The organism is Corynebacterium sp. HMSC034H07 (genome assembly GCF_001815175.1).
Lineage (GTDB): Bacteria > Actinomycetota > Actinomycetes > Mycobacteriales > Mycobacteriaceae > Corynebacterium > Corynebacterium hiratae.
This window is the reverse complement of the sequence record NZ_KV819539.1, coordinates 84,567-106,425: the sequence shown is the minus strand read 5'-3', so window position 1 is coordinate 106,425 and position 21,859 is coordinate 84,567. Positions and strand designations below refer to the sequence as shown.

Genomic DNA, 21,859 nt, shown 5'->3' with positions numbered 1-21,859 from the left:
GTGTCCACGATTTGCGGGCAACCCCACGGGGCCGGTGTAATCATCGTAGTTGCCAAAGGACAAGACACCTACCGCGTACAGTTTGCCGTCGATGGAAGCGTAGACAGGACCGCCGCTATCTCCGGGTACGCTCTCGCTGCCAAAGGTGAAGAGTCCTTGGTTTTCGAAGCGGTCAATGAAATCGTCGCAGGCAGCGCCTCCCGCGGAACCGGCAAAACACATCGTGGGCTTCTTGTGCGTGACATCCTCGAGGCTCATCCAACCGGCCAAAGGCGCATTGAAGGCCGGTGCGGTAGATACTTCGGCGGCTGGGTTGGACACTTCGATCAGTGCAATGTCGGCCGAGTTGATGCTATCGGTGTTGGTGTTGCGGGCCTTCTTTACCATCTGGCCTATCTCTACCGTACTGCCGGATTGATCCTCATAATAGAAGGTGTCGCCCGTGTCCCCGCAGTGCCCGGCGGTGAGGATAAAGAGGCGCTGCCCATCGCCAGCGAAATGACCGGTGGAGCACCGGCCACCGTTTGTGCCGTTGTAGATGGGCGCACCCGGCGTCAACACCCCCAGGCTCATGAAGTAATCGGCAGCTTCAGGAGCTATCAGGTTACGTCGGGGCTCCGGTCGCTCCGCTTGAGGGATTTCGGTGGTGTTATCCCAGAGCGCATCGCCGTCGAGGGGCTCCTCGAAGCCTTGCGTTGTTCCGGATGCTGCGGAACCCTGCCTGCGGTCGGAGTCGCTGACGGCGGGAAGATCGAGCGTCGTGGGGGAAATGGTGGTCTCAGCGGAAGAAGAGGTGCTGCAGGCGGATAACACGGACGCAGCGGTGGCCGCGGCGAGAATCGCAGCCAGGCGAGAGGAAAAGCGCATGGCGCGAGCCTAACCCACCGTATGTTTAAGGGCGCGAGTGCTGGGGACTGGTCCGTGCGGCGTTTGATCAGCCGAGCTTGCCGCGCCCTAAGCGCAGGAGGGCGGAGGCGATGGCGGGGCCTTCCTCCCCGAGCTCGTCGCGGAATTCGTTGAGGATCGCGATTTCGCGGGTATGCACCAAACGGGTACCGCCCGAGCTCATTCGCGTCTTACCAATGGTGCGGGAAATGTCGGTGCGGCGCTTGATGGCGTCGAGAATAACGCGGTCGAGGCGGTTGATCTCTTCGCGGTAGCGCTGAATCTCGGCATCACTCAGCGGGTCATCGGTGCCCGACGGCATGCGAATGTCGAGCCCATTGTCCACGACGTTGGGGTCTTGGTGTTCGGGCCTCAAGCCAGAGTCTGCGTTGCCAGGATGTGAAGAGCTCATGACATCAGATTGTGCCACCACGCCGGGAGAAAAGGGGAATTACCAGCTTTCACGCCGACCAGAAGTGCGGTGAGGGGCAATGTCCGGTGGTGCTAGTAGGTTGGAGAGCATTATGAATAACAAATCTCCTTTCGTCCCCCGTTCGTCTTCTGATTCTTCCGCCGGCGGCCTGTTTCCTGCGCCCGAGAGCAACGTCGACGCCCCTTCCGGTCAGGGCTCTGATCCGTTGCTCGAGGGCTTAAATCCGCAGCAGGAAGAGGCCGTGACGCATTCGGGCTCGCCGCTGCTTATTGTGGCCGGCGCGGGCTCGGGCAAGACTGCCGTGTTGACCCGCCGCATTGCGTACCTCATGCGGGAGCGCGGGGTGGCCCCCTGGCAGATCCTCGCCATTACCTTTACCAACAAGGCAGCCGCGGAGATGAAAGAGCGCGTCGGCCAGCTTGTCGGCCCCGTAGCGGAGCGGATGTGGGTGTCCACCTTCCACTCCATTTGTGTTCGCATCTTGCGCAATAACGCCCAGCTGGTGCCTGGCTTGAACACGAATTTCACCATTTATGACGGCGATGATGCCCGCCGGCTGCTCACCATGATTGCGAAGGACATGCAGCTGGATCTGAAGAAGTATTCGGCGCGTGTTCTGGCTAATCAGATTTCCAACCGCAAGAACGAGCTCATCTCCCCCGAGCAGGCGCGCGCGGAGGCAGAGAGGACGAAGAATCCTTTCGAGCTCACCGTGGCGAGCGTGTTCGAGGAATACCAGCGCCGCCTGCGCGCGGCGAACGCGGTGGACTTCGATGACCTCATCGGGGAAGTAGTGCGCATCTTTAATCAGCACCCGCAGGTGGTGGAGTTTTATCGTCGCCGCTTTAAGCACGTGCTTATCGACGAATACCAGGACACCAACCACGCGCAGTATGCATTGGTCTCGGCTTTGGTGGGCAGGGGCGAGCTGTCGCCGGATGCTCCGGAACTGTGCGTGGTGGGTGATTCGGATCAGTCGATTTATGCCTTCCGCGGAGCCACCATCAGGAACATTCAGGAGTTCGAGCGGGATTACCCGCAGGCGCACACGATTTTGCTGGAGCAAAACTACCGTTCGACGCAGACCATTCTGAACGCGGCGAACGCGGTCATTGCGAAGAATGAGGGCCGCCGCGAGAAGAACCTGTGGACCGCCCACGGCCAGGGCGAACAGATCGTCGGCTATGTGGCGGATAACGAGCACGATGAGGCGCGGTATATCGCCTCGGAAATTGATTCCTTGGCGGATAAGGGCACGGCTTATTCGGATATTGCGGTGATGTACCGTACCAACAATGCCTCGCGCGCGTTGGAGGATATTTTCGTGCGCTCGGGCATCCCGTACAAGGTGGTCGGTGGCACGCGCTTCTACGAGCGTCGCGAGATCCGGGACATGGTGGCCTACTTGCGCATCATGGATAATCCGGATGACACGGTGAGCTTGCGCCGCATCATCAACGTGCCGAAGCGCGCTATTGGTGATAAAGCGCAGGCGCAGATCGCCCTGCACGCGGAGAACCTTGGCGTGAGCTTTGGTGCTGCTCTCCGTGATGCGGCGGAGGGCAAGGTAGCCGGACTCGGCACGCGGGCAGTGAATGCCGTAACCAAATTCAACGAGATGATGGAGGGCGTACGAGCGCAGATCCCGGGCATGGTCAATGAGGTGACGGGCCAGCCGGATTTGGGGGAGTTGCTCAACGCGCTTCTTGACGCCACCGGCTACCGCGCGGAGCTCGAGAACTCCAACGATCCGCAGGATGGTGCGCGCCTGGATAACCTCAACGAGTTGGTCTCGGTGGCCCGCGAGTTCAGCTCTGAGGCTGCTAATGAGATGGCATTCATGGGTGCGGATGCAGAAGAAGCACCCGAGCTAGCAGAAGGTGAAGCCGCGCCGGGCTCGCTTCAGGCGTTCCTTGAGAAGGTCTCGCTCGTGGCGGATGCGGACCAGATTCCGGACCACGAATCCGGAGTGGTCACGCTGATGACGCTGCACACTGCGAAGGGCCTTGAATTCCCCGTCGTCTTCCTCACTGGCTGGGAGGACGGACAGTTCCCGCACATGCGCTCCCTGGGTGACCCGAAGGAGCTGAGCGAAGAACGCCGCCTTGCCTACGTGGGTATTACGCGTGCTCGGGAACAGCTCTACCTCACGCGCGCGATTCTTCGTTCGTCCTGGGGTAACCCGGTGACGAACCCGGCCAGCCGCTTCCTCGCCGAGGTCCCAGAGGACCTCATCGACTGGCGCCGTGAAGAACCAGACAGCTCGCTGTCTGGCGCGTGGGGCGGAGATGATTCCTACCAATACGGGCGAACCTTTGGCTCGGATAGCGGGTTCTTCCGTGGAGGCGGCTATGGCTCGCGGAGCGCTGCGTCTTCCCCTTCGCAGCGCTCGCGCAAGCCGGCCTCGGCAACGTCGATGCCGAAGAATAACCATCTCAATTTAGTTGTGGGGGACCGCGTCAACCACGCGAAATACGGGCTGGGCACGGTCATCGAGGCCTCCGGGACCGGCGCGCGGGCGACGGTCACCGTGGACTTCGGTTCAGCGGGCAAGGTTCGCCTCATGCTCATCGGCGGAGTGCCGATGGAAAAGCTCTGATGCTTTAGATGAGGATGCCGCGCTCGCTGAACCAGTCCACCGGATCGACGGCCGCGCCGCCGCCCGGGTGAACCTCGAAGTGCAGGTGCGGGCCGGTGGAGTGGCCCTCGTTGCCGATGACGGAGATTTGGTCGCCGGCCTCGACGCGGTCGCCGACGTCGACCAGCAGCTGGTCGCTGGGCATGTGGCCATAGACGGTGATGGTGCCATCGTCGTGCTGGATGCGGATCCAGTTGCCAAAGCCTTGGGCAGCGCCGGAGGAAATGACCTCGCCGTCCATGACAGCGTAGATGGGGGTGCCAATGGGGTTTGCCACATCGATGCCGTTGTGGAAGGAACCCCACCGCGGGCCGAAGCCAGAGGTGAAAGTTCCGGAGGTCGGAAAGACCACGGTGTTACCGTCCGCGTCCTGGCCGCGAGTAGGGGTGAGGCCGGAGTGATCGCCCTGCGGGGCGAAGGCCTCGGCGAGACCAGGAATGCTGGAGGGATCGAGGACGATCTCGAAGCCGTCCTGCGTGGTGTTGACCTCTGGGACGGATGCCCCGTTGAGGGCACCGGCTGTCGAAATGAGCAGCCCCGAGACGGCTTTGAAGAGGTCGGCCTTGGATTCTTCCTTGACTTCGACGTCGGCAGCGGACGGGTCCTTGGAGGACCCGTCGGAGACGTCCACGCTTGCTGCCGGTTCGGCGGCGAACGCTGGGGTCGTCACGGTGGCGGTGCTAACCGCCACGGCGGCGAGTGCGCTGAGCGTGCGCTTCATAACTTCACGTCCTTAAGTCCTGCTGTGGCCCGCTGGGTATGCGGCGGAAGCCTGTGAGCAATAGGGGAGCGGCCGTATCAGCCGCAGTGCGCCTTGCAGCCCGCGACACGCCGGTGCGGTTGCAACCGAGTGCTGAGGCTGTGTGGCAACGAGATACAAACTATCCCGCGGGACCACCCTGCGCAACGCTTAAAAATGCAGGTAAATCCAGGAATTGTTCGAAAAACTATCGAACAGCCCAGCGTGTTGCGCATGTGAAAGAAGTGAAGATTGTTACAGGGGTAAAGTAGAGGTTTAAAGAATGGGGGTGAGATTTGGGGGGTGAAAAGTGCAGCGCTCCCGGCCAATCTTTCAGCCGAGAGCGCTGGGGTTGTGGGCGCTGCTACTTGGTCAGCGCTGTTAAGTCAGGGAACGTGATTCGCTGCGATCCCGCGCGGTGAGTGGGGCCGTCTTGTCGCTGCGGTTGATCGCAGCCGCGAGGGCGGCAGCCAACAGCGGCACGACGAGCACAGCGAGGAATTGCCACCAATCCGGGGTGAAGTAGTCCTGCGGGCGCAAGCCATGGAGCGGCGTCGAGAAAACGTATCCTGAGCTATCGGCAAAGAAGTACGTGCCGAGATGTCCGGCAACCACACCAAAGAGCATGCTTACGGTGGCCAGCATCCACGTCTGCCATGCTGCCACCTTGGACATCAGCGAAGGGTGGGCGCCGATGGATTGCAGCACGGTGCTTTCCTGGCGCATGCTGCTCGCTGCGTTGGCAATGATGAGCGCGAGCACGATGAGGCAGACGATCCCCATTCCGAGGCCCAGGTAGTAGCGGAAGCTCCCGGGAGTAGAGACGGCGAAGCTTAGCGAGTATTGCGATTGCGAGGCGCTCGCTGTCAGGTCTTGTAGCTCCTCACGCTCTGACTCGCTCGGTGGCTCGTCGAACGCGAGGGCTTGGCCCACGTAGAAGGGCTCCATGTTCAGCTTTTCTGCTGCCTGCTGGCTAATCAAGACCACGTCGCGGGCCGCGGTGGGTAGTGCCTCTACAACCGGCAGATCCGCGTCCTGTGCCCCGCTCGGTTCTTGGCTGTCAATGCGGTTATAGGATTTTACGGTCACCGTGCCATGAGTCTTATCGCCGACGTGGCTGCTGTGGGGAAGCACGATGCCGCCAGCATCCAGCGTTTGTGCCGCTGCGCGTCGATCTTCTTCTGAGTCGAACTGCCACAGATTGAGCTGGGAAGAATCCGTTTGAACCATCCTGCTTTGATAGATCAGCGGGTTATAGGGGAACGATGTCATCAACTCGTGGGCGCACTCCTGGCGAGCCTCTTCGGACTCATCGGTGCGCCGCCCCTGATTATCCACGAACACTGCCCTCTCAACCGGCTTGCTGAGATCGACCTGCTCGCACTGGTAATCAAACTCGGTGGTGAGCTCGTAAAAAGTGCCATCCTCTGGAAGGCTGTAGGACGTCGTCCACGAGGGGAAAGCAGAGAAGGGATACGTACGGGCGGTGGTGGTCCGCAAGATGGCCTCTACCGCGGCGCGTTCTTCCGGCGTGGACACCTGCGTTGGTTGCTCAAACGTCGCCTCCTCAATCAGCGCAGAAGTAGGCGGCATGACGAGCTTTTCTTCGGCGGTGGTCTTTGCGCTATCCGTCATGATGCCCACACCAAACAGGGAGGCTACGAAGGCAACTGAAACGAGAGCGATGGACGTCGGCAAGGCATGCATGCTGCGCCGGGTCAGGCCGCGTCCAGCCAGCCGCAACGCGAGTGGGCCGCGGCGAGATAACAGGGAGCACAGGAAGACCAAGGCTGGGGCAGACGCGGCAACCGCGATGACTCCGAAGAGAGCCAGCACCGTAGGGATGTACTTTCCCCAGGGGGTGAAGCTGAATAGCACGAGCAGAAGCAGGAATGCAGGGCCGATGGCCATCCACCGCCGGAAGCGCAAGAGGCGGTCGGGAGCAGCGCCCTGGATTGCGGTGGATAGGGCACCACGTTGCGCCAACCACGCGGGAACGATGGAGACAATGACACAGCCTGCCACCGCCACGATCCATGCAAGGCCAATAGCTAGGAAGGGCGGGTGGGCAGCAAAGTCCGGGTAGCGGGCTGCCCACCACACCCACGAAGCCGTGAGTCCAACAACCACGCCGATGGTGGCGCCGATAAGCCCCATCAGCAAGCCATAAGCCATCACCGCGAACATGATGTGGCGTGGTAGTGCGCCCTGGCTCGACATCAGCGCGTACAGCCGGGTATTGCGTCCGGTAGCCAGCGTGAAGACGGGCGCGAGAAGGAAAAGGATGAGCAATCCGGCGATGGCGTAGAGACCGACGAAGAAGAGTACGAAAAGAATACTGCTCAGGGTTCCGCCAAAGGAATCCGGCTCAGAATCGGGGCGGTCCGTATCTCGCAGCTCCGCTGCCCAGATTTCCAGCCCAGCTTCACGGGCGCGGTCGGCATCCTCCTTGGTCAGCGGTGTATCGCCAACGATGACCCAGGTGGTGCGTGTCGCAAATGAAGGGTCGCTGAGGGCCTCATTGAGGGTGGGGGAGGTGACAAAATCATAGTTTTCGGGAGCAATGGCCGCGACTGTGGCTTGGTGGTCACTGCTGAGGGCGTTGGTGCGCACGGTGATAACGTCCCCCACGGAGGCGTCGATCTTGCGCGCGGTCGAACGCGATAGAACTGCCTGGTTGGGGCCAAGGTTGAACTTGTCGACGGCCTCCTGCGCCGGCTCTGGCGGATTCTCCGCGTCGAACTGATCTACCCAGGAGTTGGTTGACTTCCCATTATGGATTAGTGACGTGCTAGAAAAAGTGGTGACCGGGCTGACGCTGAGGCCCTCAGGAAGCACCTCGGCAGCCAAGCGTGGTACGTCTTCGTTGCTAATGTCCGAGCGCTCGGCGCTGATCTGCCGCTCGGGTGAGCTCAAGGCCGCGGAGAGCCGACCGGAGGAATTATCAAAGAGCGCCATTCCAATCACGAGTGCCACTGGCAGTGCGATGAGCAAAACGGCGGCTAGCGTGCGCCACGGGTGACGCCACAGGTCGCGCCTCGTCGGGCGGGTGGCGGCATTAATGCCGGACATACTAATGCACCTCCTCGCCGGTCAAACGCCCGTCGCGAACCATGACGACACGGTCGGCCCAGCCCGCGAAACGCGGCTCGTGGGTAACCAAAATGCCGGAGGCACCGGCGTCGATGCGTGCGCGCAGGACCTTCATGATCTCTTCGCCCGTCGAGGTATCCAAGGCGCCGGTGGGCTCATCCGCAAGCAGCACCTTGCGTGGCCCGATGAGCGCGCGGGCAATGGCCACGCGCTGGGCTTGGCCACCGGAGATTTCTTCCGGGAAGCGGTCGATGGTGCCGTCGAGGCCGACCTCACTGAGAGCTTCCTCTGCGGCCTCGCGGCACTGCGCAGGCGAAAGTCCGTCCAGTTCGAGGGGCAGGGACACGTTCTCGCCCACGGTGAGGGAGGAGACCAAGTTGAAGTGCTGAAACACCAGTCCCAAGTGGCGGCGGCGGGCGATGGCCGCTTTAGCTTTGGAGAGCTGGGAGGCGTCGGCGCCGTCGAGAAGCACGCGCCCTGATGTTGGCGGCTGCAGCAAGCCCGCGACGTTGAGCAAGGTGGACTTGCCGGAACCAGAAGGGCCCATGACGGCTACCAGTTCGCCCGGCTGCAGCTGCAAGTTCACGGAATCCAAGGCAGTTACCTGGCGGGCACCGCTGCCGAAGACGCAGGTAATGTTTTCGAGCTCGAGAGGAAACGGCATGTGCTGGGTCGTGGGCGCGGAGTTGGGGGTCATCGCGGGTCCTCCTCGGTGGTGGTTGGATTGGTTAGGGATTCCACGCGGTCGAGCCAGCGTGAGAGAGATTCCAGGTCGAAGATTTGGCGCTCGACGGCCAAACGCTGGGCGCTGCGTTCCGCAGGCAACTCAGAGGCCTGACGGTTGAGCTCGCGCAGTTGGCGGACGGTGGCGAAGCGTTGGGCGTCGAGGACGGCAATGACGTCGACGTCGGAGCGTCGTGCAGCAAGCGATACTTTGAGCACGAGCTCATCGCGCTCGATGGCGTCGTTATGCAAGGTGGACATCCACCACTGTGAGAGTTCCTCGCGGCCAGCGGGGGTGATGGCGTAGCTGGTGGCACGCCGCCCGGTGGGGCCGGTGAGCTCACCGTCGGTGGCGATGAGGCCATCGCGCTCCAAGCGGCTCAAAGTTTGGGCGACTTGGCCCATGTTGAGCGGCCAGAGGTTGTCGAAGGTCTCGGCAAAGCGGTTTTTGATGTGGCTGGCAGTAGCGGGCTCTTCACTCAGCAGCGCAAGCACGGAATGTTTGACGGACATGGTCACCTCCTTGGCGGAGGGCAAGGGAGGAAATCTTTCGGTACATACCCAGTAAGTTACTGGGTAACTTTCTGTCCGGTCAACGGTTGGGGCAGGCGGGGGGGGAAGGTGGGGGAATGCACAAGGCGGTATAGGGCAACAGTGCCCTATACCGCCTTAGCGCTGGAGGAAGGCTTTAAAAGCGTGGCTTAGCTGATGTTGATGCCGCGCTCTGCGAGCCACGGAATCGGGTCCACGGCGCCCTCGCCGGTGGGGTGAATTTCGAAGTGCAGGTGAGAACCGGTGGAAAAGCCCAGGGAGCCCATGCCGGCGATCTTCTGGCCAGCGTGGACGCGCTCGCCCACGGCGACGTCGAGAGTCTGCATGTGGCCGTAGACGCTCATGGAGCCGTCATCGTGCTTGATGCGGATCCACTGGCCATAGCCGGATGCCGGGCCGGAGTCGATGACGGTGCCGCCCATAACGGCGAGGATGGGGGTGCCCACGGCATTTGCGATGTCAATGCCGGAGTGGAAGGAGCCCCAGCGGGGGCCGAAGCCGGAGGTGAAAGTGCCCTCTGCGGGGCGGGCGATGGTCGGCGCGCGGTTAGCTTCATCAGCGGCGGCGCGGGCATCGGCGGCCTGGATGGCCTTGTCGAGCTGCGTAGCCAAGTCGGCGACCGGCTTGGACTCGGCGATGGCGAGGATCTGCGGGGCTGCGTCTTCGACGGCAGCCTGCGCGTTCTTCAGCGGATCGGTATCTGCCTGCAGGGTGTAGTCGACGGACTGTGCCTTGGTTTCCCCGGCGCCAGCGGATTGGATAGTACCTGCTGCTGCGCCGCCAACGCCTGCGGTGGATACAGCGCCTGCCGCAACAGTCATCACTGCCAGACGTCCCTTCGCGGTCTGTGCGGTGGTGATTTTGCGGTGGCGTCCTACGCTTCGCTGAGTCTTGCTTCGCATGAACTCTTCTTCCGTCCTCAATTCACTATCGCCCGCCCAGAGCAAACGTTACGTTTCAATCTGGGTGGTTATCCGATTGTGACCTTCCTGTTACCAACGAGATGTAACAGTAGCGTCTCGGCGAATGCAGAGCAAGCCAGATTGCGGTTTTTCTTCTGGATATCTGGGAAGAGCCGCACATAATGAAACGACAGCTGATTCCTGTGAATGAAGTGAATCAATCTCCGTGGAGTCGCCGGGGCTTTCCGTGGTCGGCATGAGTAGTGCGCACTCGTGAAGTTTTCCTTCGGGGGTGTCCCGCACCATTTAGCGCTTACCTCGCCGCGCCACCCCCGGTGGGGGAGGGGGCCGTGGCAAAGTGGACGCCGATGAATAAGAACACGAGTCCCCAGTCCAGGTCGTCAGCTCGTCCACGCGCGCACGTGCGTGGGCGCGGTGATAGTGCTGAGCACTCTGAGCGCGGGCACCGCAGAGATCGTCGAGATCCAGCGCAGCGCATCAAAGGGGTCGAGTCCGACAAGGCTCGCGCCCGCCGCGCGCAGGCCCCGACCACGCTCCGCGGGCGTATCCGCCGCATGCTCATCGTCGTTGGCGTTCCGAACCTCGTCGTCGTGCTGGGCATTCTCGTGGTCGCTATCGCGGCACTGCTTCTGACAAGTTCCCCGTCGGCATGGCTGCCCACCATCGTCGGGGAAGCATGGATGGTCTTTAACCTTGCGCCTATTCGCGCGGGCGGTATTGACGTGGGCTTTATCCCGGTTCTGCCTGCGCTGCTCCTAGCCTGGCTGGTGGGGCGGCGCGTGCGGGCGGCGGTTAAGGATAAGGCGAGCATTAACGACCTCATCGTTTTGAGCGTGTGCGTGTTGCTGGTTCCCTTAGCCCTTACTGTCATCGCATGGCTGATGCTGTGGGACGCTGGCAAGGTCTACGATGTTTCCCCTCCGGAGCTGTACCGTGTGCTTCCCCGTATGTTGTTATTGCATGCGGTCGCCCTCATTGGTGGAATGGGCCCACGCCTGTGGAAGGCCCTGGCCAAGCGCAGCGGGGTCCCCCGCGTGTTCGTCGATGCCGCCCAGATAGGCTTGAGCTACCTCGGATACCTTTTTGCTGCTGGTTTCATTCTCGCGGTGGTCTTGTGGGGAGTCGGTTGGACGCGTCAATCAGAGATGCTCGCCGAGTATCCAGTCCTTAATGCATTGGGAACCGCCGGTCTTTTCCTGCTGAGCGTTCTCTACCTCCCGAACGCTGCCGTTGCTGCGGGAGCGGTGCTGAGCGGTTCGGAGCTACACATCGGTGAAGGCACCAGCGTGAGCCTCTTTAGCGGCCACGTGGTTCCGCTTCCACCGCTGCCGTTGGCTGCCGCAGTTCCACCGTCGATTAGTTCCTGGGCTGCTGTCCTGCTGATTGTTCCCGCCGTTGCGGCGGTGGTGGCGTTTTACCGTCGCCGCGCACTGGTCTCCTTCCAGGTTGCGCTCGTGGCCACCGTCACCGCCGCGGTAGCCGCACTCGTGGCTGTGTACGGCGTGTCCGGCGCGCTGGGCGTATACGGCTACACCGGTCCCGAGGTATGGACCGCAGTGGGTCTGAGCTGTCTGTGGTGCCTAGTCGTGGGATGTGCATTCGCAACGGCACAGGCAGTGACGGCGTGGCGTGCGCGCCGCGCGGCTGCCCCTGAAGCGCCCACAGAGACTGAAGAGGCCGTGCACACACCCGTCAACGCGGCGAACGCTGTGCCGGTTTCTGCCTTGCTTGACGACGCCCCCGACACAGCCGTTGTCGCAGAATCCACGACCGAGACCGAGACTAAACCCGAGGATGACGTGGACGAGGACAGCGAGCCCGAGCCCGAGGCCGAGGCCGAGCCTGAAGCCGAGCCTGAGGTCGGCAGCGATGCGGATGCTGAGGTGATTGACGCCGAAGTCGTCGAATCGGACGAGACCGAGGGGGACGACGAGCAGCCAGTCGAGGAGGCAGAACCAGAGGAAGAAGATGTGTCTGAGGCAGAGGACGAGGCCCCCTCAAAGGAGTAAAATTCCCCGGTTCAGGGCGGCAGCGGCTAGGCTGTAGCGCGTGACTACACCGCACCAGCCCGCTGCTTCTGCCCGCCTTAACGTCGTGGTACTTGTTTCTGGAACCGGCTCCTTGCTCCAGGCCATCCTCGATGGCCAGGATGAGCGCTATGGCGTCGTGAAGGTCGTCGCGGACGTGCCCTGCCAAGGCATCGAGCGCGCGCAGGCGGCGGGAATCGCCACCGAGGTCGTAGAGATGGGTGCTGACCGCACCGAATGGAATAAGCGTCTGGTTGCCGCAGTGGATTCTGCGCAACCAGACGTTGTTGTTTCTGCAGGTTTTATGAAGATCCTGGGGAAGGATTTTCTGGATCGCTTCGAAGGTCGCACCATCAATACCCACCCCGCGCTCTTGCCCGCCTTCAAAGGCGCGCACGGCGTGCGCGATGCGCTGGCCTACGGCGCCAAGGTCACAGGCTCGACCGTCCACTTCGTAGATGCCGGCGTCGATACCGGCGCCATCATTGCCCAAGAGCCCGTGCGGGTCTTGCCGGGGGATGATGAGGCCAGCTTGCACGAGCGCATCAAAGTGGTCGAAAGAGAACTCATCGTTGCCGTCCTTCGCGCCACGCGCGTGAAGGGCGAGGAACTCAGTATTCAGCTCTAACTACCTCTCATTACCGCAAGGAAGGCTTAAGTCCCCGTACCATGAGCGAAGATCGTAAGAACATCAAGCGCGCACTCATCAGCGTGTACGACAAGACCGGTTTGGAGGACCTTGCTCGGTCCCTGGATAAGGCCGGCGTGGAGATCGTTTCCACCGGTTCCACCGCGAAGAAGATCGCGGACTTGGGCATTGAGGTCACGCCCGTCGAGAAGCTCACCGGCTTCCCGGAGTGCCTCGAGGGTCGAGTCAAGACCTTGCACCCGCGCGTGCATGCGGGGATCCTGGCGGATACCCGCAAGGAGGACCACCTGAAGCAGCTGGAGGAGCTGGAGGTGGATCCGTTCCAGCTCGTCGTGGTGAACCTGTACCCCTTCCGTGAGACGGTGGCTTCCGGCGCGGACTTTGATGGCTGCGTGGAGCAGATCGATATCGGTGGCCCGTCCATGGTGCGCGCGGCTGCCAAGAACCACCCGTCTGTTGCTGTGGTCGTGGTTCCGGCTCGCTACGGCGAGGTGGCTGACGCTGTGGCCAATGGCGGCTTTACCTTGGAGCAGCGCCGCGGTCTGGCCCGCGATGCCTTCCTGCACACCGCTGATTATGACGCCGCGGTGTCCGCATGGTTCGTCGATCAGCTCAGCGAGGGCGAGGAGACCACCCCGCTGCGCTACGGCGAGAACTCTCACCAGTCCGCGACCGTGACCCGCATCGGTACCACTGGTTTGGCCAACGCGAAGCAGTTCAACGGCAAGGAGATGAGCTACAACAACTACCAGGATGCGGACGCCGCCTGGCGCGCCGCCTGGGATCACGAGCGCCCGTGCGTGGCCATCATCAAGCACGCCAACCCGTGCGGCATCGCGGTGTCTGAGGAGTCCATCGCGGCTGCTCACCGCGCGGCTCACGCCTGCGACCCGATGTCTGCCTTTGGCGGAGTCATCGCTGTGAACCGTGAGGTCACCGTGGAGATGGCCGAGCAGGTCAAGGAGATTTTCACCGAGGTTATTGTGGCTCCGTCCTACGAGGAAGGCGCCATCGAGGTCCTCAAGGCCAAGAAGAACCTGCGCGTGCTGCAGGCAGAGCATGAAGCGCCCAAGGAGGAAGTTAAGTTCATCTCCGGCGGCATGCTCACCCAGGAGCCGGATACCTACCAGGCAGAGGGCGATAACCCGGCCAACTGGACCCTGGCTGCTGGTGAGGCTCTGAATGAGTCCGACCTGGCGCAGCTGGAGTTCGCTTGGCGCGCCGTTCGTGCGGTGAAGTCCAACGCCATCTTGCTGGCCAAGGACAACGCCACCGTGGGCGTGGGCATGGGCCAGGTCAACCGCGTCGATTCCGCCAAGCTCGCGGTGGAGCGTGCTAACACGCTGGCCGACGGTGCCAACCGCACCGAGGGCTCCTTCGCTGCTTCCGATGCTTTCTTCCCGTTTGCCGATGGCCTGGAGGTTCTCCTCGACGCCGGCGTCAAGGCCGTGGTTCAGCCGGGCGGCTCCATCCGCGATGAAGAGGTCATCGAGGCCGCCAAGAAGGCTGGCGTGACCATGTACTTCACCGGCACTCGCCACTTCTTCCACTAAGCCTGGCAAAGGCGCTGCCATGGGCAGCACACAGCCGCTTCCTTCATTCCTGCGCACCACTGCGCGGGAAGGGGAGGCGGCTTTCGCATGCACGGAAGCTTTTCCCTCGAGGACAACAACTGCCCTAAACGACGAAGTTATGCGCCGCCACGCGGTCAGAGGCAATAACTTTGGCAACAAGGGCAGCTTCGGCGCCACGGCGTGATGACCCGGCGGTGCGCGCTACTGCGCGTGGAGCGAAGCCACCGCGAAGCCAGTGTTGTCCGCGGGATTGCCGCTGGCGTCCTTATACGTAAAAGTAAAGCGCAGATCCTGGTGATCTGCGATGTTGATGGGCATTTCGAGAGCTTCCTCTGCTGGAACCTCGAAGGAGGCCAGCTCAGCACCGTCAGCGCCGTTGACGGTAACGGTGGCACTGGCAACGTTCGTATTTGCGCGGTCATCGCTAAATCCAAAGACAGCGATAAGTTGGCTGTGTCCTTCGCTCAGCTGCACGTCAGCGATGTTGGTGCTACCGGACTGCGAGACATAGGAATCCGGGAAGAACGTGCGGGCAATGACTACGCCGCCTGCTTCCAAGTCGGTATCGATACGCCCGGCCGTGGTGATTGGAGCTCCCGCGAGCGAGGCGGTCGTCGTCGGCTCAGAGGAGGCACCGGTCTGCGAATCGTCGGAGGATTCGCGGCCCCAGATAAACCACGCGCCCACACCGAGGACCACAGCCAGCACGATGAATAGGGAGATCAGCGCCGCAATAGCGCCGCTGAATCGTCCCTTGCCTTGTGGAGGAGCAGGCGCGGAGTACTGGGACGGCTGGGGTTGGGGCGGTGGCGTGGGCGCGCCACCACCGAAGGAAGGCTGCGCCGGGGTGCCAGTGGGCTGCCCACCAAACGGCGGTGTGTTGCCAAAGCCACTCGGGCGAGCCTGTGGCTGGCCGGGTGGAACGGGAGAACCGCCGGGGCGGCCAAACCCGGGGGAACCGAAGCCGGAAGGGCCGGAGTTATGCGGCGGCGTGCCCGAAGGGCCGGTAGGAAAAGTCATGGCGGGAGAATAACAGCCTTTCCGTGCGCAGGAAGGTGGAGCAAAGAGGTACCTCTAATAATTTAAACTCTGTGACACCGTCTGTGTGGTGTGAGGGACACTCCCGTGGGAGTACTCCCCACCGCGTACGAACGCCACCGTCACCAGTGCGGCTGTGTAAAGATAGTAAAGATAGAAACGTGCCCACAGGGCGCACTTGACATGTCTAGATCTACGGAGGCCTCGGTGACTGATTCAGATCGCAACCATGGATTCGGCTCCCAGCACCCGCAAGGAAATGGTGGCCAGCCACAGCCTTCCCGCAAGGAAACTCACCCGGACACTGTGGATTTTGAGGCCCCGCCCACCCAGGAACGCCCCGTGCACCCTCGGGCCTTCCCGCAGGAAGGTGAGCGCAACTACTCCAACCCCTTCGCCCACTCCGGAGCGCAAGGCAACTACGCCCAGCAGCAGTTTCCCACCCAGCAATTCCCGCCCCAGTCAGCACCGCAGGGCGGCGGCCAGTACGAACAACAGCCGTTTGCTTATTCCACTGCTTATTCGGAGAGCGCGCCGGCACACCGTGGTTCCGGCAACGGCGGAAAGTATGTGCTCATTGCCGTGCTGATCTTGGCGGTGCTGCTCGTCATTGCCGCGCTGGCCTACCTTATCTTCTTTAAAAATAGCGGCACGGGAACTCAGGCTGATGCGCCCCTGACCACCGCGGCGCAGCTCACTGAGGACAACGACGACACCCAGGAGACGGCCTCCGCGGCGGATGAGGCGGAAAAGACCACGGAGGAGACTACGACGAGCTCCGCCTCACAGAAACGCCCGGAGCACCCCGATTTGCCTGCGGGGGCGATACCGGCGAACGACGCCGCGCGGAAAAATGAGCCCGGCGGCAACTTCAACAGCGTCTACCGCGGCACTGAGGTGACATCGGAGCCATTCGCCAACGCAGTGCGCGACGAGTACGTCAAGCACTGGGTGGATACCCATGAGTATGACGCCACGATTGAGGCCTACAGCCCAACCACCAAGCAGAACTACACAATGGATTGCTCCGATAACGGTGAATTTGTCACCTGCAAAGGTGGCAACAATGCGGTTGTGTACATCCTCTAATACGCAGGCGGTCAATGATGAAACATGCAGCAGCACGAGTGGTGATCGCGGGGATTGCGGTGGCGTCGCTAAGCGCCTGCACCATCGGCGATGTCTCCGCGCCGGAGCAACCCACGGCAGCGAGCAGCCCCCAGCCCACCCTGCCTGAGTCCACCCCCGAAAAGGAGCCACCCGTGATTGAGGCCTCCGACATCCACGAAGCCCTCGAAGCCATCGCTGCCGACAACCCGGGGACCGGAATCGCGGTGGCCGGCGCAGATACCGTCGCCGCAGCAGGCATCACAGACCCGCAGTCCGCATGGTCCACAGCGAAGGTGCCGCTGGCCATTGCCGCCGAGCGCGCCGGCGTGGCCGATCCGGAGACCGTGTCGCGGGCGATTACCTTTTCCGATAATGCCGCGGCCGATTCCCTCTGGGAGGCACTCGGCGGGGGAGAGCACGCCGCGCAGGCAACCCAGGAGATCATCGGCACGGCTACTGTCCCCGCCACGCCACCGCGCCCCGGCTTTAGTGCATTTGGCCAAACGCAGTGGCCGGTAGCCGAGCAAGCAGAGTTTGTCGCCGCCCTGGGATGTCAGCAGGGCACTGACCCCGTTCTGGCAGCCATGGGACAGCCCGATCCCGCACAGCAGTATGGGCTGGGCACCCTCGAAGGATCAGTCATGAAGGGCGGCTGGGGTCCAGCCGAGGACGGGGCCTATGAAGCCCGCCAGATGGGGCTTGTCTCACTGGGCGGGCACACGGTGGCGGTGGCCATCTATGCCAAGGCCGAATCCGGGGACTACGGAGAAGCCCAACAGATGCTCACGCGCCTAGTCAAGCAACTCGCCGCCGCCGAGGTGGAATGGCCCGATGCAGGTTGTCAGCAAGGCGCGGTCTAAGGACCCCTAGCGCGGCCAGTAATCCTCGAAGGTCCCGGCCTCGCCATCGATGTCATAGTCCGTGCCGCGGATGGTGAGTACGGAACCGGTGTCCTCGCCGCTGGTGGGGTCGAGGATGGAGGCGGTATAGGAGCTGCCCTCACCCCGGGCCGGTCCGAAAGCGGCACCGTTAGACCACACGCCGCGGTAGAAGAGCGAGTCCTGCTTTTCGCAGATAACGATGTGCGAAACCGGATCGGAACCTGCGGCGGCGAAGACCATGTCCTCGCCCTGCTGGCAACGCGCCTCCGGGTAGTCGGACCAGCCGGCCGCGGTTAGGCCCTCTGGGACGTCAGCAGCTCCAGGGCTGGCTGAGGTCTCTGGTGCTTCCTCGCTCGGCGCGCCTTCCGTGTCCTCTTCTTCGTCGTCTTCTGGTGCGGTTTCTTCCGCGGAGGATTGCGCTTGCTCCGAGGATTCGGCGGTACTGGGGGTTTCCTGGCCGGTGGAGCGGACGTGATTCCAGATCACGGCACCGGAAATCAGGAGTGCGATAAGGATGGCGATCGCGCAGATGATCGGAACGAGGTTGCGCTGGTCGGGCTGGGTCTGCTGAGGCCCGCCGTGCACAGGGCTCGTGTGCTCGTAGGGGTTAGTGCCAAATCCTGGGGTGGTCATAGGGTCCTTGGAAAACTATAGAGAACAACAGGTAGCATAACTGGCTCCCGCATGCCTGACTGAACCACGGTGAAGTCCCCTCCATTTGGGGGCGATGGGACATGGCACCCTCATGCTTGGTTGTGCATATGGTGCAATGGGGCGGTGACTAATTCCTACTTCGTGCAATGGCTGACCCAGCAGAAGCGGTACACCAACGTGTACCTGCTGGGTGAAGGCGGCATGGGGCAGGTCTTCCATGCCACCGATCCGGATCTTTCTCGTGAGCTTGCCGTCAAGGTGCTGCTGGATGATGTCCGCGATGAAGCCTCCCGCGCCCGCTTCAACAACGAAATGAAGGCGTTGACCAAGATTGGCAGTCACCCGGGAGTGGTCCAGTTCTATTCCAAGGAGTCCACGCCGCGCGGTGACGACGTCATGATGATGGCGTTCATCGACGGCGGAACCCTGGCGCACGCCATCCGGGAACGCGCGCAGGAAGGCCGGGGGTTTAGCGTGGCCGAGGTGGTCTACTACCTCACGCCGATTGCCTCGGCGCTGGACTACATGCACCACGAGCTACACCCCGGGTGGGTACACCGCGATATCAAGCCCGCAAATATCCTGTTGCGCAAGAACCCGGGCAGCCTGCCGCCTGCCGTGCTCAGCGATTTCGGGATCAGCATCGAAGAGGGGCAATCCCGTCTGACGAAGGTTGGCCACATCGTGGGCACTGAAAAGTACCTGGCCCCGGAAAATAATGGTCATGCCTACGGCGATGACGATATGTCGGCGCGCGCGGATGACTACTCGCTAGCGCTTATTGCATTCGAGATGCTCACGCTGCATCACCTCAAGGACACGATGCCGCGCAGTGAGTGGGAAGGGCAGCGGCGCATCCCGGACTTGTCTAGTGATGCTTTCACGACGTTCCTGGCGAAGGACACCGCACGGGTGGTGACTCAGGTGCAGACTGTCCTGAACAAGGCGCTGGATAGCGTGCCCATGCAACGCTATGCGCGCGCCCGGGATTTCATTGCCGCGCTTGACGACGTCTCCCGTTCCCAGCCCACCACCAACCAGGCGACGGAACCCGCGCAGCCACGGCAGGCAAAAACCCCTGGGCAGCCGACGCAATACTGGCCGCGACCTGCCGGTTCCTTTGGGTCTGTCGAGCAGGCTATGCCGACCGGTTTTGTAGCTCCCGCTAACCCTGTCGCCTCACCCGGGACGGTATCTCCCTCCACGCCGGTGACTCCTGCGGTACCGGGGGCTACCGTTCACAAGCGTGCCGCGGCAGAGCCTAGAGCTGCCAAACCAGCCACAAAGGATAATCAGAACGCTCTGATCATCACAGTCACCGTTGTTGTCATCATCCTCATTTTCGTGGTGACATGGGCCATCGTGTCCTAGTCCCCAACAAGCTGGGGCAAGCGGCTTGTCCCCGCAGTACTGTGGTGAGAGTCGCTACACTGTAGGGCATTGTTGAGGCATATCGCCGAGCCGAACGGCGATGTGCGCGAATTGTCCAGCCGCCTACGGAGGTGTCCATGAGCCAGCAACAGCCACTCCCATCGCACGACGCGCCCCGGGGGCCCAGGCTGCGCATCGATGACCTGATCGGCGGCGTACTGGTCATGGCACCAGGCGAGGAAGTAGTCGTCGGCCGCGCTGGTGACTTCCGGATCGGCGAGGGGGATCTCACCCTGCACCGTCAGCTTTTCCAACTGTGGTACGGCGGTCAAGGCTGGATGATCTGCAACGTAGGCAGCCACATTCCGCTGCGCATCGAGCTGCGCGGGGTTAAGGGTTTCTCCCGCATCGATCTCGGCCCGCGCTCGGTGGCGGCCGTGCCGCCGGGCCCGTCACGAATTACGTTTGAAACCCCGGAATGCCCCTACGAGCTTTACATCGATGTCGAAAACAGCAACTACTCGCGTCGGACTAAGCGCGAGCAGGACCTCGATGAGGAGCGCACCCGCACCCGCCATGTGCCCAACGATGAGCAGGAGGAGCTGCTTTGCCAGCTAGCCAGCTACCTCAAGAAGCCGGGCTCAACTGATGCCGATATTCCCTCGGTGCGCGAGATTGCTGAGGCTCTGGACTGGACCGAAAAGAAAACCAACCACAAGATGGATCGCCTCGTGGACAGTCTTCGGGCGGACGGCGAAAAGGCCTATAAACCGTATAAGACCTTCTTGGCGCATTACGCCATCCGGCACGGTCGTTAGCGCGCCGTCTTCTTGCGGTCGGCTGCGGCAGCGGCGGCTGCCGAGATGGAGTCGTTGCGGTTCTTCAGCAGTTCCAAGGTAGTGGCTTCGGCGTTGTCGGGAGGGGTGGTGCCGAGGACTGCTAGGGCGGCGTCGGCAAGCATGGCGGATTGCTCCGGCACGCGCTGCGAGGCGTCGAAAGGCGCGGTGCCATCGTTGGGGCGCATCTCAATGACGGAAAGCGCGATGTGGAAAGGAAGCTCCACGCGCGGGTCATCATCACCAACAATGCCAGCGGCGGCCGTGCGGAAGTGATCCTTGAGGCGATCACGCTGCTCGTGGTACTCGCCGAACTCCGGGGAGTTAGCCACCGGAAGCTGGTACAGGCGGCCCACGTTCCACGCCGAAGTCAAGAGCAGGCGGGACTCCGCGGCCACCAGGGACCACAGGCGCTGCGCCGGCGCTGCATCCGAGGCCGCGAGCTCCTCCGCCAGCTCGAGTGAGGGCTCGATGGTGGAATTCAGCAGCGTGAGGAAGATATCCGTCTTGGAAGGGAAGTGATAGTACAGCGATGCCTGCCGGATACCGACGGCATCGGCGATCTGGTGCGTCGAGGTTGTCGCAAAGCCCTGGGTGGTGAAGAGCTCGGATGAGGCATCCAGGATTTCCTCGCGCGCGGTGTTTCCCCGGCGGCGTGGGCTATTCTTCCTTGGCCTGCCAACGCTACCTGCCATGAGGCGGACTCCCTTCGATAAAATTCACGTAATAACTGACGGCAAGTCAGTAATCGTACACCCCGCCGCGAACGGCGTTCGTCAAAGCGTAGCTTTGACTTCAGCTAACCACATTACCGTGCCGGATCATGATGGATTCGACGGCAGCGGAGACTGTGCGGCACGCCGAGCCGTAGGCGGTGCGGTCCAATGGCGGAAGGTCTTCGAGAATAATGCTGTGCTTATCGACGCCCTCGTACCACCGCCCCAATTCCAGCGCGATGCCCGTGCCCCACGCCAGGCTCAGGCCTTCTGCCTCGGCCGCGGTGAGCAATTCGCGTTCCACGCCAATGGCAAGGCGGTCAGGGGTGGGTCGAGGAGCCGGCGCTGCCCAGCGGGCTATGGCCGAAACGGGGGCGAGTAGGGAACGGCGAATGGACACCTCGGCGGAGCGGTCCGGCAGCCCGTCCACGAGCTTGAGGGGCGCTGGCCGCTGCGATACAGCCTCGGCATAGAGTTCCTCCTCGCCGCCGGTGCCCAGCGGCAGGCCGGCGTCAGCGCGAGTTGAGGCGCATTCCGCGACTGCGCCGCAGGGCAATCCGGCCTCGATGATGACTTGCTCCAGCTGCTCGTCGGCGCCCAGCCAGGTGATGGGAAGTGAGGGGAGAAGATCCCCGCGGGCGGCAGCGCCTGTCAGCCGCACAGGGCTAGCAAGGCCTGGGGAGCGAACAATATCGGTGACCACGCGGGAAAACCACGCCGCAAGCTCGACCCCGTCAGCCCGGTGGGCGGTGGCATTGCGCAGAAGGTCCTGGGCTTCTTCCAATAGTCCACGCGCATGGGCGGGGGAGTGGCAGTGGGCGGCTAGTTCGCTGAGATCGGTAAGGGATTCGTGCAGCGGCATCAGGTGTTAGTTGCCTTTCCGTCAGGGGCTTTCTAGCTCTTCAATGTAGCACTGGGAATTTGCGGGGCGGCAGAGCAACTGCCCTAACCGCGAAAACGACGACCGCCGCCTACCTGCCCCGAGGTGGGGAAGGAGGCGGCGGCCTGAAAGCTCTT

General features: G+C 62.4%; 19 protein-coding genes. 8 read left to right on the top strand and 11 right to left on the bottom strand.

Translation table 11 applies throughout. From position 1 onward, the window contains the following. Together HMPREF3009_RS11030 and HMPREF3009_RS11025 are read right to left on the bottom strand one after the other, a co-directional pair. Positions 1 to 867: trypsin-like serine protease (locus HMPREF3009_RS11030; RefSeq protein ID WP_070681926.1), on the bottom strand; the 867-nt coding region annotated here is incomplete at its 3' end. Positions 868 to 934: 67 nt separating this feature from the next. Further along, the gene (locus HMPREF3009_RS11025; protein WP_070681946.1) at positions 935 to 1,297 is read right to left on the bottom strand and encodes a chorismate mutase; all 363 of its coding nucleotides are present in this window, start codon (positions 1,295 to 1,297) and stop codon (positions 935 to 937) included. Positions 1,298 to 1,409: 112 nt separating this feature from the next. Here HMPREF3009_RS11025 and pcrA point away from each other — a divergent pair, with 112 nt between their 5' ends. After that, a complete protein-coding gene (pcrA, locus tag HMPREF3009_RS11020; RefSeq protein WP_070681923.1) occupies positions 1,410 to 3,917 on the top strand; it encodes a DNA helicase PcrA in 2,508 nt (835 codons plus the stop codon). A 4-nt stretch (positions 3,918 to 3,921) separates the two neighbouring features. Here pcrA and HMPREF3009_RS11015 read toward each other — a convergent pair whose 3' ends face one another. The 5 genes from HMPREF3009_RS11015 to HMPREF3009_RS10995 all read right to left on the bottom strand — a co-directional run bounded on the left by HMPREF3009_RS11015 (position 3,922) and on the right by HMPREF3009_RS10995 (position 9,965). After that, entirely contained in the window at positions 3,922 to 4,677 is a 756-nt protein-coding gene (locus HMPREF3009_RS11015) for a M23 family metallopeptidase (RefSeq protein ID WP_046646982.1), read from the bottom strand. A 399-nt stretch (positions 4,678 to 5,076) separates the two neighbouring features. Further along, the gene (locus HMPREF3009_RS11010) at positions 5,077 to 7,767 is read right to left on the bottom strand and encodes an FtsX-like permease family protein (RefSeq protein WP_070681920.1); all 2,691 of its coding nucleotides are present in this window, start codon (positions 7,765 to 7,767) and stop codon (positions 5,077 to 5,079) included. Position 7,768: 1 nt separating this feature from the next. After that, entirely contained in the window at positions 7,769 to 8,485 is a 717-nt protein-coding gene (locus tag HMPREF3009_RS11005) for an ABC transporter ATP-binding protein (protein WP_070681917.1), read from the bottom strand. Next, positions 8,482 to 9,024, bottom strand: coding sequence for a PadR family transcriptional regulator (locus HMPREF3009_RS11000; protein ID WP_070681943.1), 543 nt, complete (start codon positions 9,022 to 9,024; stop codon positions 8,482 to 8,484). The genes HMPREF3009_RS11005 and HMPREF3009_RS11000 overlap by 4 nt, the downstream gene beginning before the upstream one ends. Positions 9,025 to 9,212: 188 nt before the next feature. After that, positions 9,213 to 9,965 (bottom strand): M23 family metallopeptidase, encoded by a 753-nt coding sequence (locus HMPREF3009_RS10995; protein WP_046646979.1) that lies wholly within the window; start codon positions 9,963 to 9,965, stop codon positions 9,213 to 9,215. Between the two features lie 368 nt (positions 9,966 to 10,333). Here HMPREF3009_RS10995 and HMPREF3009_RS10990 point away from each other — a divergent pair, with 368 nt between their 5' ends. Genes HMPREF3009_RS10990 through purH form a run of 3 tightly spaced genes read left to right on the top strand, consistent with a single transcriptional unit; the run spans position 10,334 to position 14,215 of the window. After that, a complete protein-coding gene (locus tag HMPREF3009_RS10990; protein WP_232761100.1) occupies positions 10,334 to 11,995 on the top strand; it encodes a cell division protein PerM in 1,662 nt (553 codons plus the stop codon). Positions 11,996 to 12,035: 40 nt separating this feature from the next. Next, complete coding sequence (gene purN / locus HMPREF3009_RS10985; protein WP_046646976.1) at positions 12,036 to 12,641, top strand: phosphoribosylglycinamide formyltransferase; 606 nt, start codon at positions 12,036 to 12,038, stop codon at positions 12,639 to 12,641. Between the two features lie 41 nt (positions 12,642 to 12,682). After that, positions 12,683 to 14,215 (top strand): bifunctional phosphoribosylaminoimidazolecarboxamide formyltransferase/IMP cyclohydrolase, encoded by a 1,533-nt coding sequence (purH, locus tag HMPREF3009_RS10980; RefSeq protein WP_070681912.1) that lies wholly within the window; start codon positions 12,683 to 12,685, stop codon positions 14,213 to 14,215. A gap of 222 nt (positions 14,216 to 14,437) precedes the next feature. Here the strand turns inward: purH and HMPREF3009_RS10975 are convergent, their stop codons facing one another. Continuing rightward, a complete protein-coding gene (locus HMPREF3009_RS10975) occupies positions 14,438 to 15,256 on the bottom strand; it encodes a hypothetical protein (RefSeq protein ID WP_070681909.1) in 819 nt (272 codons plus the stop codon). A 225-nt stretch (positions 15,257 to 15,481) separates the two neighbouring features. Between HMPREF3009_RS10975 and HMPREF3009_RS10970 the strand changes: the two genes are divergently transcribed. Together HMPREF3009_RS10970 and HMPREF3009_RS10965 are read left to right on the top strand one after the other, a co-directional pair. Next, complete coding sequence (locus HMPREF3009_RS10970; RefSeq protein ID WP_046646974.1) at positions 15,482 to 16,363, top strand: hypothetical protein; 882 nt, start codon at positions 15,482 to 15,484, stop codon at positions 16,361 to 16,363. A gap of 14 nt (positions 16,364 to 16,377) precedes the next feature. Then, complete coding sequence (locus tag HMPREF3009_RS10965; RefSeq protein WP_070681906.1) at positions 16,378 to 17,244, top strand: hypothetical protein; 867 nt, start codon at positions 16,378 to 16,380, stop codon at positions 17,242 to 17,244. A gap of 6 nt (positions 17,245 to 17,250) precedes the next feature. Here HMPREF3009_RS10965 and HMPREF3009_RS10960 read toward each other — a convergent pair whose 3' ends face one another. After that, a complete protein-coding gene (locus HMPREF3009_RS10960; protein WP_049154189.1) occupies positions 17,251 to 17,898 on the bottom strand; it encodes a hypothetical protein in 648 nt (215 codons plus the stop codon). Between the two features lie 144 nt (positions 17,899 to 18,042). On the opposite strand from HMPREF3009_RS10960, the gene HMPREF3009_RS10955 reads away from it, so the two are divergent. Both HMPREF3009_RS10955 and HMPREF3009_RS10950 read left to right on the top strand, forming a co-directional pair. Continuing rightward, positions 18,043 to 19,290 (top strand): serine/threonine protein kinase, encoded by a 1,248-nt coding sequence (locus tag HMPREF3009_RS10955; protein WP_070681904.1) that lies wholly within the window; start codon positions 18,043 to 18,045, stop codon positions 19,288 to 19,290. A 137-nt stretch (positions 19,291 to 19,427) separates the two neighbouring features. Continuing rightward, the gene (locus HMPREF3009_RS10950) at positions 19,428 to 20,108 is read left to right on the top strand and encodes a hypothetical protein (RefSeq protein ID WP_046646970.1); all 681 of its coding nucleotides are present in this window, start codon (positions 19,428 to 19,430) and stop codon (positions 20,106 to 20,108) included. Here HMPREF3009_RS10950 and HMPREF3009_RS10945 read toward each other — a convergent pair. Beyond that, entirely contained in the window at positions 20,105 to 20,821 is a 717-nt protein-coding gene (locus HMPREF3009_RS10945; protein WP_070510413.1) for a TetR/AcrR family transcriptional regulator, read from the bottom strand. The two genes, HMPREF3009_RS10950 and HMPREF3009_RS10945, sit on opposite strands and share 4 nt — an antisense overlap. A 100-nt stretch (positions 20,822 to 20,921) precedes the next feature. Further along, positions 20,922 to 21,704, bottom strand: coding sequence for a hypothetical protein (locus HMPREF3009_RS10940; protein WP_070510412.1), 783 nt, complete (start codon positions 21,702 to 21,704; stop codon positions 20,922 to 20,924). Positions 21,705 to 21,859: the final 155 nt, after the last annotated feature.

Coding starts and splice junctions, on each gene's coding strand:
- HMPREF3009_RS11025 (WP_070681946.1), bottom strand. CDS start 1,297: ATGAGCTCTTCACATCCTGGCAACGCAGACTCTGGCTTGAGGCCCGAA.
- HMPREF3009_RS10965 (WP_070681906.1), top strand. CDS start 16,378: ATGATGAAACATGCAGCAGCACGAGTGGTGATCGCGGGGATTGCGGTG.
- HMPREF3009_RS10950 (WP_046646970.1), top strand. CDS start 19,428: ATGAGCCAGCAACAGCCACTCCCATCGCACGACGCGCCCCGGGGGCCC.
- HMPREF3009_RS10995 (WP_046646979.1), bottom strand. CDS start 9,965: ATGCGAAGCAAGACTCAGCGAAGCGTAGGACGCCACCGCAAAATCACC.
- HMPREF3009_RS10960 (WP_049154189.1), bottom strand. CDS start 17,898: ATGACCACCCCAGGATTTGGCACTAACCCCTACGAGCACACGAGCCCT.
- HMPREF3009_RS10940 (WP_070510412.1), bottom strand. CDS start 21,704: ATGCCGCTGCACGAATCCCTTACCGATCTCAGCGAACTAGCCGCCCAC.
- HMPREF3009_RS10945 (WP_070510413.1), bottom strand. CDS start 20,821: ATGGCAGGTAGCGTTGGCAGGCCAAGGAAGAATAGCCCACGCCGCCGG.
- HMPREF3009_RS10990 (WP_232761100.1), top strand. CDS start 10,334: ATGAATAAGAACACGAGTCCCCAGTCCAGGTCGTCAGCTCGTCCACGC.
- HMPREF3009_RS11005 (WP_070681917.1), bottom strand. CDS start 8,485: ATGACCCCCAACTCCGCGCCCACGACCCAGCACATGCCGTTTCCTCTC.
- purH (WP_070681912.1), top strand. CDS start 12,683: ATGAGCGAAGATCGTAAGAACATCAAGCGCGCACTCATCAGCGTGTAC.
- HMPREF3009_RS11010 (WP_070681920.1), bottom strand. CDS start 7,767: ATGTCCGGCATTAATGCCGCCACCCGCCCGACGAGGCGCGACCTGTGG.
- HMPREF3009_RS11000 (WP_070681943.1), bottom strand. CDS start 9,024: ATGTCCGTCAAACATTCCGTGCTTGCGCTGCTGAGTGAAGAGCCCGCT.
- HMPREF3009_RS10975 (WP_070681909.1), bottom strand. CDS start 15,256: ATGACTTTTCCTACCGGCCCTTCGGGCACGCCGCCGCATAACTCCGGC.
- pcrA (WP_070681923.1), top strand. CDS start 1,410: ATGAATAACAAATCTCCTTTCGTCCCCCGTTCGTCTTCTGATTCTTCC.
- HMPREF3009_RS11015 (WP_046646982.1), bottom strand. CDS start 4,677: ATGAAGCGCACGCTCAGCGCACTCGCCGCCGTGGCGGTTAGCACCGCC.